Annotated in this window: 5 protein-coding genes, 1 tRNA gene, 3 rRNA genes, 1 pseudogene and 1 riboswitch; of the genes and pseudogenes, 7 read left to right on the top strand and 3 right to left on the bottom strand. The window is 52.7% G+C overall.

Translation table 11 applies throughout. The annotated features are described in order from the left end of the window. Window positions 1–25: 25 nt before the first annotated feature. Together purD and purH are read right to left on the bottom strand one after the other, a co-directional pair. Window positions 26–1,306: a phosphoribosylamine--glycine ligase gene (gene purD, locus JGC47_RS15775; RefSeq protein ID WP_004155017.1), complete on the bottom strand. Its 1,281-nt coding sequence runs from the start codon at window positions 1,304–1,306 to the stop codon at window positions 26–28. Window positions 1,307–1,320: 14 nt separating this feature from the next. Then, on the bottom strand, window positions 1,321–2,910 hold the full coding sequence (gene purH / locus JGC47_RS15770) for a bifunctional phosphoribosylaminoimidazolecarboxamide formyltransferase/IMP cyclohydrolase (RefSeq protein WP_004155018.1): 1,590 nt from the start codon (window positions 2,908–2,910) through the stop codon (window positions 1,321–1,323). Window positions 2,911–3,528: 618 nt separating this feature from the next. Between purH and JGC47_RS15765 the strand changes: the two genes are divergently transcribed. The 6 genes and pseudogenes from JGC47_RS15765 (at window position 3,529) to JGC47_RS15740 (ending at window position 12,477) form a co-directional block, all read left to right on the top strand. Continuing rightward, a 16S ribosomal RNA gene (locus JGC47_RS15765) occupies window positions 3,529–5,068 on the top strand. 86 nt (window positions 5,069–5,154) lie between these two features. Continuing rightward, window positions 5,155–5,229, top strand: a tRNA-Glu gene (locus tag JGC47_RS15760). Window positions 5,230–5,444: 215 nt separating this feature from the next. Beyond that, window positions 5,445–8,351: ribosomal RNA gene (locus tag JGC47_RS15755) — 23S ribosomal RNA — on the top strand. 209 nt (window positions 8,352–8,560) lie between these two features. Continuing rightward, window positions 8,561–8,676 (top strand): 5S ribosomal RNA (gene rrf / locus JGC47_RS15750). Together the 16S, 23S and 5S rRNA genes with 1 tRNA gene alongside form the textbook arrangement of a ribosomal RNA operon. A gap of 260 nt (window positions 8,677–8,936) precedes the next feature. After that, window positions 8,937–9,866 (top strand): homoserine O-acetyltransferase MetA, encoded by a 930-nt coding sequence (metA, locus tag JGC47_RS15745; RefSeq protein WP_004160518.1) that lies wholly within the window; start codon window positions 8,937–8,939, stop codon window positions 9,864–9,866. Between the two features lie 986 nt (window positions 9,867–10,852). Next, a pseudogene (locus tag JGC47_RS15740) lies at window positions 10,853–12,477 on the top strand (Na/Pi cotransporter family protein). A 117-nt stretch (window positions 12,478–12,594) separates the two neighbouring features. Here JGC47_RS15740 and lysC read toward each other — a convergent pair. Then, window positions 12,595–13,947, bottom strand: a complete 1,353-nt coding sequence (gene lysC, locus JGC47_RS15735; RefSeq protein WP_004160514.1) for a lysine-sensitive aspartokinase 3 — start codon at window positions 13,945–13,947, stop codon at window positions 12,595–12,597. A gap of 94 nt (window positions 13,948–14,041) precedes the next feature. Continuing rightward, a riboswitch (Lysine riboswitch) is annotated at window positions 14,042–14,231 on the bottom strand. Between the two features lie 373 nt (window positions 14,232–14,604). On the opposite strand from lysC, the gene pgi reads away from it, so the two are divergent. Continuing rightward, window positions 14,605–16,248, top strand: a complete 1,644-nt coding sequence (pgi, locus tag JGC47_RS15730) for a glucose-6-phosphate isomerase (RefSeq protein WP_004160513.1) — start codon at window positions 14,605–14,607, stop codon at window positions 16,246–16,248. Window positions 16,249–16,488: the final 240 nt, after the last annotated feature.

The raw sequence follows: 16,488 nt of genomic DNA, 5'->3' as shown, positions 1-16,488 counted from the left end.
CAACAGCACTGACCCGCCGGCAACGTTATTGACGATCGATGGCGCGATAGCCAATATCCGAGCGGCAAAAGCTGCCATTCCAGTAAATGGGCTTTGCCAGCTGGTAGGCGCGTCGTTGGGCTGCGGCTACGTCTTCGCCCAGCGCGGTGACGCACAGCACGCGGCCGCCGCTGGTTACCACCAGGCCGTCCTGAAGCGTCGTCCCCGCATGGAACACTTTCCCGTCTGCCACTTCTTCCACAGGCAGGCCGTGGATCTGCTCACCGTTGATATAGTCTCCCGGGTAGCCACCGGCTGCCAGAACCACGCCCAGTGATGGACGAGGATCCCAGACGGAATTTTTCTGATCCAGCTTACCTTCAACGGCAGCCAGGCACAGATCGACCAGATCGGATTGCAGACGCAGCATGATCGGCTGGGTTTCCGGATCGCCAAAGCGACAGTTAAATTCAATCACCTTTGGCTGACCGCTTTTGTCGATCATCAAGCCGGCATACAGGAACCCGGTATAGACATTGCCTTCAGCAGCCATGCCTCGCACGGTTGGCCAGATCACTTCGTCCATCACCCGCTGATGAATGACATCGGTGACCACCGGTGCCGGGGAATAAGCCCCCATACCACCGGTATTCGGGCCGCTATCGCCATCGCCCACGCGCTTGTGATCCTGGCTGGTGGCCATTGGCAGCACGTTTTTGCCATCGACCATCACAATAAAGCTGGCTTCTTCGCCGTCGAGAAACTCCTCTACCACGATGCGGTGCCCGGCGTTGCCAAACGCATTGCCCGCCAGCATATGCTGGATAGCGTCTTCCGCTTCCTGCAGCGTCATGGCAACGATTACCCCTTTACCCGCGGCCAGGCCATCGGCCTTAATCACAATCGGTGCACCTTTCTCACGTACGTAAGCAAGAGCCGGTTCGACCGCGGTGAAGTTCTGGTATTCAGCGGACGGGATCTGATGGCGTGCAAGAAAATCTTTGGTGAATGCCTTCGAACCTTCCAGCTGTGCGGCGGCCTGAGTCGGGCCGAATATTTTCAGTCCGGCGCTGCGGAATGCGTCCACCACGCCGATAACCAGCGGCGCTTCCGGGCCGACAATCGTCAGGTCGATGTTTTCATTCAGGGCAAAGTTCAGCAGCCCCTGAATATCGGTGGGGCTGATAGCCACGTTGTGTAAGGCCGGTTCCAGCGCGGTTCCGGCATTGCCCGGAGCAACAAATACACGATCGGCCAGCGGAGACTGAGCGGCTTTCCAGGCCAGCGCGTGCTCACGGCCACCGTTACCAATGACTAAAATTTTCATCTGGGACTCCGTAATTAATGGCGGAAGTGACGCATGTCGGTAAAGATCATGGCAATGCCGTGTTCATCTGCCGCAGCGATCACTTCATCATCTCGAATTGAGCCTCCCGGCTGGATCACGCAGGTCACGCCAACGGCGGCGGCGGCATCAATACCGTCGCGGAACGGGAAGAAAGCGTCAGAAGCCATCGCCGAACCTGTGACTGCCAGACCTTCATCAGCGGCTTTGATACCGGCGATTTTAGTCGAGTAAACGCGGCTCATCTGACCGGCCCCTATGCCGATGGTCATATTATCACGGGCATAAACAATGGCGTTTGACTTAACAAATTTAGCCACTTTCCAGCAGAACAGCGCATCACGCAGTTCCTGCTCGCCTGGCTGGCGCTTACTGACCACGCGTAGCTGGCTTTCACCTACCATGCCGAGATCGCGATCCTGCACCAGCAGGCCACCGTTGACACGCTTGAAGTCGAGACCCGTCTGACGCTGCTGCCACTGACCACAGGTCAGCACGCGCACGTTCTGTTTAGTAGCGGTCACCTTCAGCGCCGCATCGCTGGCGGAAGGCGCAATGATAACCTCTACAAACTGGCGGCTGCTGATCGCCTGTGCGGTGGCTTCATCCAGCTCACGGTTGAAGGCGATAATGCCGCCGAAAGCAGAAGTGGGGTCGGTTTGGTAAGCACGCCCGTAGGCATCGAGAATTGAGCTGCCTGTCGCCACGCCGCACGGGTTCGCATGCTTGACGATAACGCAGGCCGGCTGGTTGAACTCCTTTACGCACTCCAGCGCGGCGTCGGTATCAGCGATGTTGTTATAAGAGAGGGCTTTACCCTGTACCTGCTGTGCGGTGGCAACGGACGCCTCACTGACCTCCTCTTCTATATAGAAGGCAGCCTGCTGGTGGCTGTTTTCGCCATAGCGCATATCCTGCTTTTTAATAAAGTTCAGATTCAGCGTGCGCGGGAAACGGCCGGCGGGTTCGGTTGTCTCACCGTGATAGGCGGGGACCATACTGCCAAAGTAGTTGGCAATCATACTGTCGTAAGCCGCAGTGTGTTCAAAAGCTTTGATCGCCAGATCAAAACGGGTTGCCAGCGTCAGTGAATTCTCATTGGCATCCAGTTCTGCAATGATGGCCTGATAGTCGCTGCTCTTCACCACGATAGCCACGTCCTTATGATTCTTGGCGGCAGAGCGCACCATTGTGGGGCCACCGATATCGATATTTTCAACCGCATCTTCCAGCGAACAGTCTGCACGAGCTACGGTTTGGGCGAAGGGATAAAGGTTAACGACGACCATATCAACGGGCGAGATACCGTGTTCGGCCATAACGGCATCATCCTGACCACGGCGTCCTAAAATACCGCCATGCACTTTCGGATGTAACGTTTTAACGCGCCCATCCATCATTTCCGGGAAACCGGTGTAGTCCGAGACTTCAGTAACGGGCAGACCGGCATCAGCCAGCAGGCGGGCAGTCCCGCCGGTGGAGAGCAGTTCGACGCCGCGCCGGGAAAGCGCCTGTGCGAATTCGAGGATACCGGCTTTGTCAGACACGCTGAGCAGCGCGCGGCGTACAGGACGATGTAGTTGCATGAGGTTTATCCCTTGGCTTTGGATCGCATAAAAAGAGCGTTATATGAAGCTTGCTCATTTTCTTCTATAAACAAGAAAAGTTTCAGATAACGCCCCTGAGGGGGCTGACTCTTTGCGCGGGCATTGTAGCGAAAACGTTTGCGCGTTGCTCGTCAAAATTGCCACGATGCAAGCAGTGTGGATAAGTTTGTGCATAACAGGGTATAAAGTGGGGTTTTGCTGGGGATTGCGGCAAACAGGCATATTATCGCAAATTAGCCCTTGTCAGCCGTCAGAAACTCCCTATAATGCGCCTCCACTGACACGGAACAACGGCTTACCGGCCGGCGTGTTGAGAGGTTCAGGAAGTTCTGAACCGCCTGGAAAAACTTCTGTAAAAGAGGTTGACTCCGGAGGAGGAAAGCGTAATATACGCCACCTCGCGACAGGATGCCAAGGCACTGTGCGCACCGCTCTTTAACAATTTATCAGACAATCTGTGTGGGCACTCGCAGGATTGATATCAGACGCCTCCGGGCGTAAAAAAAATATCAAGTCTTAAGAGTGAACACATAATGAAATTCATTATGACGTTTTACGATTGAGCATCGCTGGACTGGTTTCAGCAAATCGAACTTTTAATTGAAGAGTTTGATCATGGCTCAGATTGAACGCTGGCGGCAGGCCTAACACATGCAAGTCGAACGGTAGCACAGAGAGCTTGCTCTTGGGTGACGAGTGGCGGACGGGTGAGTAATGTCTGGGAAACTGCCCGATGGAGGGGGATAACTACTGGAAACGGTAGCTAATACCGCATAACGTCTACGGACCAAAGTGGGGGACCTTCGGGCCTCACACCATCGGATGTGCCCAGATGGGATTAGCTGGTAGGTGAGGTAACGGCTCACCTAGGCGACGATCCCTAGCTGGTCTGAGAGGATGACCAGCCACACTGGAACTGAGACACGGTCCAGACTCCTACGGGAGGCAGCAGTGGGGAATATTGCACAATGGGCGCAAGCCTGATGCAGCCATGCCGCGTGTATGAAGAAGGCCTTCGGGTTGTAAAGTACTTTCAGCGGGGAGGAAGGGTGAGAGGTTAATAACCTCCTGCATTGACGTTACCCGCAGAAGAAGCACCGGCTAACTCCGTGCCAGCAGCCGCGGTAATACGGAGGGTGCAAGCGTTAATCGGAATTACTGGGCGTAAAGCGCACGCAGGCGGTCTGTCAAGTCGGATGTGAAATCCCCGGGCTTAACCTGGGAACTGCATTCGAAACTGGCAGGCTAGAGTCTCGTAGAGGGGGGTAGAATTCCAGGTGTAGCGGTGAAATGCGTAGAGATCTGGAGGAATACCGGTGGCGAAGGCGGCCCCCTGGACGAAGACTGACGCTCAGGTGCGAAAGCGTGGGGAGCAAACAGGATTAGATACCCTGGTAGTCCACGCCGTAAACGATGTCGACTTGGAGGCTGTTCCCCTGAGGAGTGGCTTCCGGAGCTAACGCGTTAAGTCGACCGCCTGGGGAGTACGGCCGCAAGGTTAAAACTCAAATGAATTGACGGGGGCCCGCACAAGCGGTGGAGCATGTGGTTTAATTCGATGCAACGCGAAGAACCTTACCTGGCCTTGACATCCACGGAATTCTGCAGAGATGCGGAAGTGCCTTCGGGAACCGTGAGACAGGTGCTGCATGGCTGTCGTCAGCTCGTGTTGTGAAATGTTGGGTTAAGTCCCGCAACGAGCGCAACCCTTATCCTTTGTTGCCAGCGATTCGGTCGGGAACTCAAAGGAGACTGCCGGTGATAAACCGGAGGAAGGTGGGGATGACGTCAAGTCATCATGGCCCTTACGGCCAGGGCTACACACGTGCTACAATGGCGCATACAAAGAGAAGCGACCTCGCGAGAGCAAGCGGACCTCATAAAGTGCGTCGTAGTCCGGATCGGAGTCTGCAACTCGACTCCGTGAAGTCGGAATCGCTAGTAATCGTAGATCAGAATGCTACGGTGAATACGTTCCCGGGCCTTGTACACACCGCCCGTCACACCATGGGAGTGGGTTGCAAAAGAAGTAGGTAGCTTAACCTTCGGGAGGGCGCTTACCACTTTGTGATTCATGACTGGGGTGAAGTCGTAACAAGGTAACCGTAGGGGAACCTGCGGTTGGATCACCTCCTTACCTGAAGATACCTTCCGGCGCAGTGTCCACACAGATTGTCTGATAGAAGTAATGAGCAAGGCGCCTGCGAAGTCGCGACACACCGTGTCCCCTTCGTCTAGCGGTTAGGACTCCGCCCTTTCACGGCGGCAACAGGGGTTCGAATCCCCTAGGGGACGCCACTTGCTTGGTGACAGGTGAAAGGTGTCGCTAAAAATATCTTAAAGCTGACTGCAAAGTCAGGTTTAAGATATTGCTCTTTAACAATCCGGAACAAGCTGAAAATTGAAACGACATGTCGTATTCATTCTCCGTAATCAGAATGAAGCCACGATATGTTCGAGTCTCTCAATGCCTGCAACCGACACACGTCTTTCGGGACGCTTGTGGGTTGTGAGGTTAAGCGACTAAGCGTACACGGTGGATGCCCAGGCAGTCAGAGGCGATGAAGGGCGTGCTAATCTGCGATAAGCGTCGGTAAGGTGATATGAACCGCAATACCCGACGATACCCGAATGGGGAAACCCAGTGCAATCCGTTGCACTATCATGTCATGAATACATAGTGGCATGAGGCGAACCGGGGGAACTGAAACATCTAAGTACCCCGAGGAAAAGAAATCAACCGAGATTCCCCCAGTAGCGGCGAGCGAACGGGGAACAGCCCAGAACCTGAATCAGTTTGTGCCTTAGTGGAAGCGTCTGGAAAGTCGCGCAGTAAAGGGTGACAGCCCCGTACACAAAAAGGCACTTGCTGTGAGTTCGATGAGTAGGGCGGGACACGTGACATCCTGTCTGAATATGGGGGGACCATCCTCCAAGGCTAAATACTCCTGACTGACCGATAGTGAACCAGTACCGTGAGGGAAAGGCGAAAAGAACCCCGGCGAGGGGAGTGAAACAGAACCTGAAACCGTGTACGTACAAGCAGTGGGAGCACCTTCGTGGTGTGACTGCGTACCTTTTGTATAATGGGTCAGCGACTTATATTCTGTAGCAAGGTTAACCGTATAGGGGAGCCGCAGGGAAACCGAGTCTTAACTGGGCGTTAAGTTGCAGGGTATAGACCCGAAACCCGGTGATCTAGCCATGGGCAGGTTGAAGGTTGGGTAACACTAACTGGAGGACCGAACCGACTAATGTTGAAAAATTAGCGGATGACCTGTGGCTGGGGGTGAAAGGCCAATCAAACCGGGAGATAGCTGGTTCTCCCCGAAAGCTATTTAGGTAGCGCCTCGTGAATTCATCTCCGGGGGTAGAGCACTGTTTCGGCTAGGGGGCCATCCCGGCTTACCAACCCGATGCAAACTGCGAATACCGGAGAATGTTATCACGGGAGACACACGGCGGGTGCTAACGTCCGTCGTGAAGAGGGAAACAACCCAGACCGCCAGCTAAGGTCCCAAAGTCATGGTTAAGTGGGAAACGATGTGGGAAGGCACAGACAGCCAGGATGTTGGCTTAGAAGCAGCCATCATTTAAAGAAAGCGTAATAGCTCACTGGTCGAGTCGGCCTGCGCGGAAGATGTAACGGGGCTAAACCATGCACCGAAGCTGCGGCAGCGGCGCGAATGCGTTGTTGGGTAGGGGAGCGTTCTGTAAGCCGTCGAAGGTGTGCTGTGAGGCATGCTGGAGGTATCAGAAGTGCGAATGCTGACATAAGTAACGATAAAGCGGGTGAAAAGCCCGCTCGCCGGAAGACCAAGGGTTCCTGTCCAACGTTAATCGGGGCAGGGTGAGTCGACCCCTAAGGCGAGGCCGAAAGGCGTAGTCGATGGGAAACGGGTTAATATTCCCGTACTGGGTGTTACTGCGAAGGGGGGACGGAGAAGGCTATGTTAGCCGGGCGACGGTTGTCCCGGTTTAAGCGTGCAGGCTTGAGTTCCAGGCAAATCCGGAACTCTTTAAGGCTGAGGCGTGATGACGAGGCACCACGGTGCTGAAGTAACAAATGCCCTGCTTCCAGGAAAAGCCTCTAAGCATCAGGTAACATCCAATCGTACCCCAAACCGACACAGGTGGTCAGGTAGAGAATACCAAGGCGCTTGAGAGAACTCGGGTGAAGGAACTAGGCAAAATGGTGCCGTAACTTCGGGAGAAGGCACGCTGGCGCGTAGGTGAAGCGACTTGCTCGTGGAGCTGAAGCCAGTCGAAGATACCAGCTGGCTGCAACTGTTTATTAAAAACACAGCACTGTGCAAACACGAAAGTGGACGTATACGGTGTGACGCCTGCCCGGTGCCGGAAGGTTAATTGATGGGGTTATCCGTAAGGAGAAGCTCTTGATCGAAGCCCCGGTAAACGGCGGCCGTAACTATAACGGTCCTAAGGTAGCGAAATTCCTTGTCGGGTAAGTTCCGACCTGCACGAATGGCGTAATGATGGCCAGGCTGTCTCCACCCGAGACTCAGTGAAATTGAACTCGCTGTGAAGATGCAGTGTACCCGCGGCAAGACGGAAAGACCCCGTGAACCTTTACTACAGCTTGACACTGAACATTGAGCCTTGATGTGTAGGATAGGTGGGAGGCTTTGAAGCGTGGACGCCAGTCTGCGTGGAGCCAACCTTGAAATACCACCCTTTAACGTTTGATGTTCTAACCTGGCGCCGTAATCCGGCGTGGGGACAGTGTCTGGTGGGTAGTTTGACTGGGGCGGTCTCCTCCCAAAGAGTAACGGAGGAGCACGAAGGTCAGCTAATCACGGTCGGACATCGTGAGGTTAGTGCAATGGCATAAGCTGGCTTGACTGCGAGAGTGACGGCTCGAGCAGGTGCGAAAGCAGGTCATAGTGATCCGGTGGTTCTGAATGGAAGGGCCATCGCTCAACGGATAAAAGGTACTCCGGGGATAACAGGCTGATACCGCCCAAGAGTTCATATCGACGGCGGTGTTTGGCACCTCGATGTCGGCTCATCACATCCTGGGGCTGAAGTAGGTCCCAAGGGTACGGCTGTTCGCCGTTTAAAGTGGTACGCGAGCTGGGTTTAGAACGTCGTGAGACAGTTCGGTCCCTATCTGCCGTGGGCGCTGGAAGATTGAGAGGGGTTGCTCCTAGTACGAGAGGACCGGAGTGAACGCACCGCTGGTGTTCGGGTTGTCATGCCAATGGCATTGCCCGGTAGCTAAGTGCGGAAAAGATAAGCGCTGAAAGCATCTAAGCGCGAAACTTGCCTCGAGATGAATCTTCCCTGACTCCTTGAGAGTCCTGAAGGGACGTTGAAGACGACGACGTTGATAGGCCGGGTGTGTAAGCGCAGCGATGCGTTGAGCTAACCGGTACTAATGACCCGTGAGGCTTAACCTTACAACGCCAGAAGCGTTCTGGGTTGTGTTGAGAGACGAAAAACGATATTCAGCTTGTTCACCGGAATTAAGTCCGAAGGATTTTGCGCTGAGGCAAGGCGGTAACCGAGACGGCACGAAGAAGCATACATCAGTATGTGACTGATGTGTTGCCAGGGCGGCCAACGCAGCATCAGCACAAAAGACACAGGACAGAGCACAAAGAATTTGCCTGGCGGCTGTAGCGCGGTGGTCCCACCTGACCCCATGCCGAACTCAGAAGTGAAACGCCGTAGCGCCGATGGTAGTGTGGGGTCTCCCCATGCGAGAGTAGGGAACTGCCAGGCATCAAATAAAGCAAAAGGCCATCCTGCGGGATGGCCTTTTTGCGTTCTGAGGAAAAAAATTTATATACCCCAGCTAACTGTCCCTGATATCAGATGAGGATAATATAAACGACAAATTTTCATCTTCGTTATGCCATTACCTGCGATGTAATGAAACATTTTCAATTATCCGATAAGTACTAGACATTAGCTTCGCTTAACGTTATTTTTAGCTGTCTGGATGTCTAAACGTATAAGCGTATGTAATGAGGAAGTAGGCGATGCCAATCAGGGTACCCGATGAATTACCTGCGGTGAGTTTTTTGCGCAACGAGAACGTCTTTGTGATGACCTCTACTCGTGCCAGCACTCAGATGATCCGCCCGTTAAAAGTACTGGTGCTGAATCTGATGCCGAAGAAAATTGAAACGGAGAACCAGTTTCTGCGTTTGCTTTCTAACTCACCATTGCAGATCGATATCCAGCTATTGCGCATCGATACACGTGAATCTCGCAATACGCCGTCGGAACATTTGAATAATTTCTACTGTAATTTTGAAGATATACAGAATGATAACTTTGATGGGCTGATCGTAACCGGCGCGCCGCTTGGTCTTATTGAGTTTTGCGATGTTGCCTACTGGCCACAAATCCAGAAGGTGCTACATTGGGCAAAAGAGCACGTAACTTCCACGCTGTTTGTCTGTTGGGCAGTACAGGCCGCACTAAACATCCTGTATGGCATTCCTAAGCAGACGCGCGATAGCAAACTGTCTGGCGTATTTGATCACCGTATATTACATCCGCATGCTCTGCTAACCCGTGGCTTTGATGATAACTTTCTGGCGCCTCATTCACGTTACGCTGACTTCCCTACGGGACTGCTACGTGACTATACCGACCTGGAGATATATGCTGAATCAGAACATACCGGCGCGTATCTGTTCGCCAGTAAGGATAAGCGTCTCGCATTCGTGACCGGTCACCCTGAATATGATGCGTTAACCTTAGCGGGTGAATATCACCGGGATTATGAGGCAGGCTTGAATCCACAAGTACCGTTTAACTACTTCCCGCAAGACAATCCGCAGCTGCCTCCGCGTGCCAGCTGGCGCAGTCACGGTAACCTGCTGTTCTCTAACTGGTTAAACTACTATGTTTACCAGATCACGCCGTTCGATCTGCGCCATATGAATCCAACGCTGGATTGAGCTGCCGGGGGCATATGCAGTTCTGCCCAGTTTGCCGGCGATTGATGGCAGCACAGGCTCCAGCCTGTACCCGACATCTTAATCGTCTGACGTTCGTAGATATCCAGCCCGGCAAAAGGCATGCCTTACTGGCTGCCATTACAACATCCTGAACTTCAAATAATGCAATGTTAACAGCTTACAGGGATAAAAGAGAACCTCTGAAGCTGATGAAAAATTATGAGTCTGATACCATGACAATAGATAGCCGTCGGTGTTTATTGACATAATTTTTTAATGCTAAATTATATTATCGTTAATCTACAAGTGATTATAAACACATAGTAAATAATCTCTTCTGCGCAAAAATATCATTTTTAGAGGATTTTAAAATCCTTGCGTCAATCCCTCTCTTGCAAGTGACTTTCTTTTTATGGCAGATGTTTATCCCTGTTAGAATATAACTTTATTAAAGATATCTGCTTTGACTTACTACGCCGTTTATAATGCGACTGTTAGCCTGTGTGCTGATTTTCTTCCATTTTTTGAACGTCACCCCTCAAAGGGTCAAGACTTGAAGAGTATGTAAGTATTCGCTAACTTTTTTTTTGTTATAAGAGGCTTTCTGGCAATACGCTATTTGCGCGTTCTGCCCCAGAGGGTTGCCGTAAAGGGTAAATTCGGCACGTTGGTGAGATAAATCGTCGGTCATTGCGCCCGGTTATTGGCCAGAAATTAACTGATAAGATGGCAGTAGCTATCAATTACGAATAAAACTGTCTTACAATACCCCGTTACCTGAGATTATCGGCGCACTATCGATTTTTATCGGCATAACGCGATCTGGCATTTTAGCTCATTCTTCCAGGAAACCGACGCATCAACGCCACAAAACACGACCTTATATTTTTTTCACAAAATACTTTATCTAAATATCAGCTAAAATAAACGACGTATAGCTGGCGCGATTGATATGCGGTGCTTTTAACTCAGGGAGGTCAATATCGGTGTTAACTCTGCTTAATCTTTTTGCGGCCGTCGCGTTATTGGTATGGGGAACTCATATCGTGCGTACGGGGATCATGCGTGTCTATGGTGCTGATTTGCGGCGGGTACTGAGTCGCAGCATGGCAAAAAAACCCGTGGCGTTTCTGGCCGGTATTGGCGTAACTGCGCTGGTACAAAGCAGTAATGCCACCACCATGCTGGTTACCTCATTCGTGGCACAGGAACTGGTGGGATTAGCCCCGGCGTTGGTGATTATTCTTGGTGGCGATGTGGGAACTGCGCTAATGGCGCGTATCCTGACATTCGATCTTTCATGGCTTTCACCGCTATTTATCTTTTTGGCGTGGTGTTCTTTCTGAGTCGCAAGCAGACCCGCACCGGTCAGTTAGGTCGTGCCAGCATTGGCCTTGGTTTAATTCTGCTGGCACTGCAGCTGATCGTTGCCGCTGCCACGCCCATTACTCAGGCAGCCGGGGTAAAAGTGCTGTTTTCATCGCTGACCGGGGACGTGATGCTCGACGCTTTGATCGGCGCACTGTTTGCCATTATCAGTTACTCAAGCCTGGCGGCGGTATTACTCACTGCTACCCTGGCGGCTACCGGGGTTATTTCTTTTAAAGTGGCATTATGTCTGGTGATTGGCGCTAATCTCGGCAGCGGACTGTTGGCGATGTTAAACAACAGTAAGTCCAACGCCGCCGGTAAACGGGTGGCGCTCGGCAGCCTGCTGTTTAAGTTTATTGGCTCGCTGCTGGTACTGCCTTTTATTGACCCGCTGGCGAACTGGCTGGCGAAAATGCCGGTTAACAATGAAGAGTTAGTGATTTTCTTCCATGTGTTTTATAACCTGATCCGCTGCCTGATCATGGTGCCTTTTGTCGGGCCGATGGCCTCATTATGTCAGCGCCTGATCCGCGATGAAGCGGAAACCGATCTTCGACTTAAACCCAAACACCTGGACAGCGCATCACTGGACACCCCGGCACTGGCGCTGGCGAATGCGGCGCGCGAAACGCTGCGCATGGGGGATGTACTGGAACAAATGCTCATCACCTTCAGCAAGGTGGTGCATGGTGAACGGAGTGAAGATCGGGAAATTCGTAAGCTCGATGACGATGTCGATGTGTTGTATACCGCCATTAAACTCTATCTTGCGCAGATGCCGAAAGAAGATCTGCCGGAAAAGGATTCGCGCCGTTGGGCAGAAACGATTGAAATGGCGCTCAATCTTGAAATGGCCGGGGATATTCTTGAACGGATGAGTGGTGATGTGGCGGATAAGTCGCTGGCGGCAGGACGGGCCTTTTCACTGCAGGGCATGAAAGAGCTGGATGCCCAGCTGGAGCTGCTCACCAGCAATTTGCGTCTCAGTCTGTCGGTGTTTTTATCTTGCGATCTCACCAGCGCTAAACGGCTGCGTCGCGCCAAGCATCGTTTTCGCATCACCAACCGCCGCTACTCATACACTCACGTTGAGCGCCTCCACCAGCAAAATGTACAGAGCATTGAAACCAGTTCGCTGCATTTAGGGCTGTTAGGCGATATGAAGCGTCTGAACTCGCTGTTTTGTGCAGTGGCTTACAGCGTGCTGGAAGTGCCTGAGGATCAACGCGTCGAGGAGTGAGTGGTTACTATCGCGCGGTTCGCCGTTGGAACGGCTTCGTAAGGCGCCACGGAGCCGGCAATCGTTGCATTTACTGACAGCGCAGTGAAGAAAACCGGGCAAGGCCCGGTTTCAGTATCATTCAAAGATATTGCGATGCAGTGTCTGCACGATCTTCTCCGCATCATTACCCGGTACCAGGAAGCAGAGGTTATAGCTGCTTGCGCCGTAACAGATCATGCGCAGGTTAAACGGCTCCAGCACGCCGAATACCTCTTTACCCACGCCGCACGCCTTCGAGAGTTGATTCCCAATAATCGCCACCAGCGCCAGGTTCTCTTCGACTTCTACGCGACACAATGAGGAGAGTTCTGTCAGCAGTGCCTGAGTCAGCAGACTGTCACTGGTCGAGGTCGAACCGGTGGTATCCAGCGTCAGCGCCACGCTGACTTCCGAGGTGGTAATCAAATCCACGGAGATACTGTGACGTGCAAGGATATTAAATACCTCAGCAAGGAAACCGCGCGCGTGTAGCATATTCAGGCTGTGCAGCGTCAGTAGCGTTTGCTTACGGCGCAGCGCGAGAGCGCGGAACAGCGGTGGGTGACGGGTTTCATTGCATACTATCGTCCCCCCGGCGGACGGATTTTTACTGGAGCCGACAAACACTGGAATATCGCTGCGCACCGCAGGCAGCAGGGTGGCCGGGTGAAGCACCTTCGCACCGAAGGTCGCCATTTCAGCGGCTTCTTCAAAAGTGATCTCGTCGATACGCTTGGCAGAGGGGACCACGCGTGGGTCGGTAGTGTAAATGCCCGGTACATCGGTCCAGATATCAATGCGGCTGGCGTGTAGCGCCTCCCCCAGCAGTGCCGCGGTATAATCACTGCCGCCACGGCCCAGCGTGGTGGTGCGGCCTTGCGCTTCGCAACCGATAAAGCCTTGGGTGACGATTAAGGCTTCGGCAGTGCGGGGCTTCAGCTGGCTGTTGACCAGCTCGGTTAAGGCTGTGGATTCTGGCTCGGCACGGCCAAAACGGTCATTGGTACGCATCACTTTACGTACATCAAACCACTCGGCAGCCACGTTGCGCTGGCGCAGGACCTCAACAAACAGCAGGGTGGACATTAGCTCACCGTGGCCTACCAGCTCATCGGTCAATGCAGTCGATGTCGCCAGCGCGGCGGCATCAGACAGCGTGCTGATATTATCCAGGATGCGGTCGATTTCCTCGCGTATAACGCCCGGATGGTTAAGCGGGTTGATAATCGCGTATTGAATTCGGCGGATTTCATCCAGCAGGGCGGTGCGCTGTTCCTGCTGCTGGCCTTCAGCGAGGGCAACCAGCAGATTGGTTACGCCCGCAGACGCGGAGAGAACCACCAGACGCACATCGGGGTTGGATAACACCACATCGGCACTGCGGTTCATAGCGGTATAGTCGGCAACGCTGGTGCCGCCGAATTTCGCCACGATCAAATTTTGAGACATTACATTGACTACCTTCATGTCAGGATTTATTACATCAGCTTGGCACAAGGAAAGGGCACGACCAGGAGAAGACGTAGAAGTAAACGACTACGAGTCACCCAGAAGCGCCCCACCTCGCCGCCCGACTACCGGACGTTGCTGGTGACAACCCAGAGGATTCAGCCTCTGCGGTCGATACGCCCCACTCCGCGTGGTTAATACCTCGGCGTCACTCCCCCTGATGTGCTATCAATGGATTCGGTTCCTCAAGCACACTGCCTGGGCGACGCGCCTCTTCTGGCAAGCGCAAAGATGCGCAAGTTGCGGCATAGAAATATCGGGTTATGACTCTGCTGTCAACGCCTGTCGCCTGTCGATTGGGCATTTTTATTTAATCCTCTTTGATATCACCTGAGCTAATAATTTTTGGTCTGAAAACGACCGTGCAGATCGAATACGCCAACTTTTATCAGAACTGTTCGGGCTATAATTTTTTGTCATAACAGCGTATGAATAGTCATACTCAAGTTCTGAGTGGAACTGTCCTCACCGGTTGCATACCCATCTCATGAGATGATAGCCGCAACCTGTTGCAGGAAAAGGAGAGGCAATATCCCGTAGCGGGTAGCATATCTTCCGATCTGAATGATGTTTCTCAATTAAAAAGAGTGTGTTGCTATGAAAAATACCAATCCGACAAAAACCGCAGCCTGGAAGGCGCTGCAGCAGCATTTTGAACAGATGAAAGATGTCCACATTTCTGACCTTTTCGCCGCGGATGCCAACCGGTTTGCTGACTTCTCTGCCACGTTCGACGATCGGATGCTGGTGGATTTCTCAAAAAACCGCATCACCAGTGAAACGCTGGAAAAATTGCAGGCGCTGGCGAAAGAGACTGATTTGCAGAGCGCGATTAAAGCGATGTATTCCGGTGAGAAGATCAACCGTACCGAAGACCGCGCGGTGCTACATGTTGCGCTGCGTAACCGCAGTAATACGCCGATCGTCGTTGATGGCAAAGACGTGATGCCTGAGGTGAATGCGGTGCTGGCGAAAATGAAAGCGTTCTCTGAGCGCATCATCAGCGGCGAATGGAAAGGTTTTACCGGAAAGGCCATCACCGACGTGGTGAATATCGGTATTGGTGGTTCCGATCTTGGCCCGTTTATGGTGACAGAAGCGCTGCGTCCATATAAGAACCATCTTAAAATGCATTTCGTTTCTAACGTTGATGGCACCCATATTGCTGAAACGCTGAAAATGCTAAGCCCGGAAACCACGCTGTTCCTCGTCGCCTCAAAAACGTTCACCACTCAGGAAACCATGACCAATGCCCATAGCGCGCGTGAATGGTTCCTGACCTCAGGCCAACCGCGGGATGTGGCGAAACACTTTGCCGCATTGTCGACTAACGGCAAAGCGGTGAGTGAGTTTGGTATTGATACCGACAACATGTTTGAGTTCTGGGACTGGGTTGGTGGCCGTTACTCGATGTGGTCAGCGATTGGCTTGTCTATCGTGCTTTCTATCGGTTTCGAAAACTTTGAGAAACTGCTGGACGGTGCACACGCCATGGACCGCCACTTTGCGGATACCCCGGAAGAAAAAAACCTGCCGATACTGCTGGCGCTGATTGGCATCTGGTATAACAACTTCTTTGGCGCAGAAACTGAAGCGATCCTGCCATACGACCAGTATATGCACCGTTTTGCCGCCTATTTCCAGCAGGGCAATATGGAGTCCAATGGTAAGTATATCGATCGTGCTGGCAATGCGGTTTCTTACCAGACTGGCCCAATTATCTGGGGAGAGCCGGGTACAAACGGACAGCATGCGTTTTACCAGCTGATCCATCAGGGCACCAAGCTGGTCCCTTGTGACTTCATCGCCCCGGCGGTGTCGCATAATAAGCTAAGCGACCATCACAGCAAGCTGCTGTCGAACTTCTTTGCCCAGACTGAAGCGCTGGCGTTTGGTAAATCGCGCGAGGCGGTGGAACAAGAGTTTGCCGATGCAGGCAAGGATGCGAAATCAGTCGAACACATTGTGCCTTACAAGGTATTCGAGGGTAATCGTCCTACCAACTCAATACTGCTGCGCGATATCACCCCGTACACCCTCGGTGCGCTGGTTGCACTGTATGAGCATAAGATCTTCACTCAGGGCGCAATACTCAACATCTTCAGCTTTGATCAATGGGGTGTTGAGCTGGGTAAACAACTGGCCAGCCGGATTCTGCCTGAGCTGTCTGATGCGTCAGAAGTCAGCAGCCATGACAGTTCTACTAACGGGCTGATTAACCGTTATAAATCCTGGCGTTAATCGTCGATGCGATAAACCCTGGCTGCAGCCAGGCTGCTGGTCCCGTTACTGCTTTAGCCTCCATATCCTGGGGGCTTTTATCCGCTATGCCGTTAAAAACAGTTCTTAAGGGGCGGGGAGCGATGCCAAAATCGGGTGATTGCTGATGTTGGTTGACACCAGGCTACGTTTTCACCGGCTCCACTCTGGGCTGGCTCTTACTGGGTGGGGAAGTAGAAATTGTCATCCGGGACGGGCTAA

The sequence above is a fragment of the Erwinia amylovora genome (assembly GCF_017161565.1).
GTDB lineage: Bacteria > Pseudomonadota > Gammaproteobacteria > Enterobacterales > Enterobacteriaceae > Erwinia > Erwinia amylovora.
This window is presented reverse-complemented; position numbering and strand designations above follow the sequence as displayed.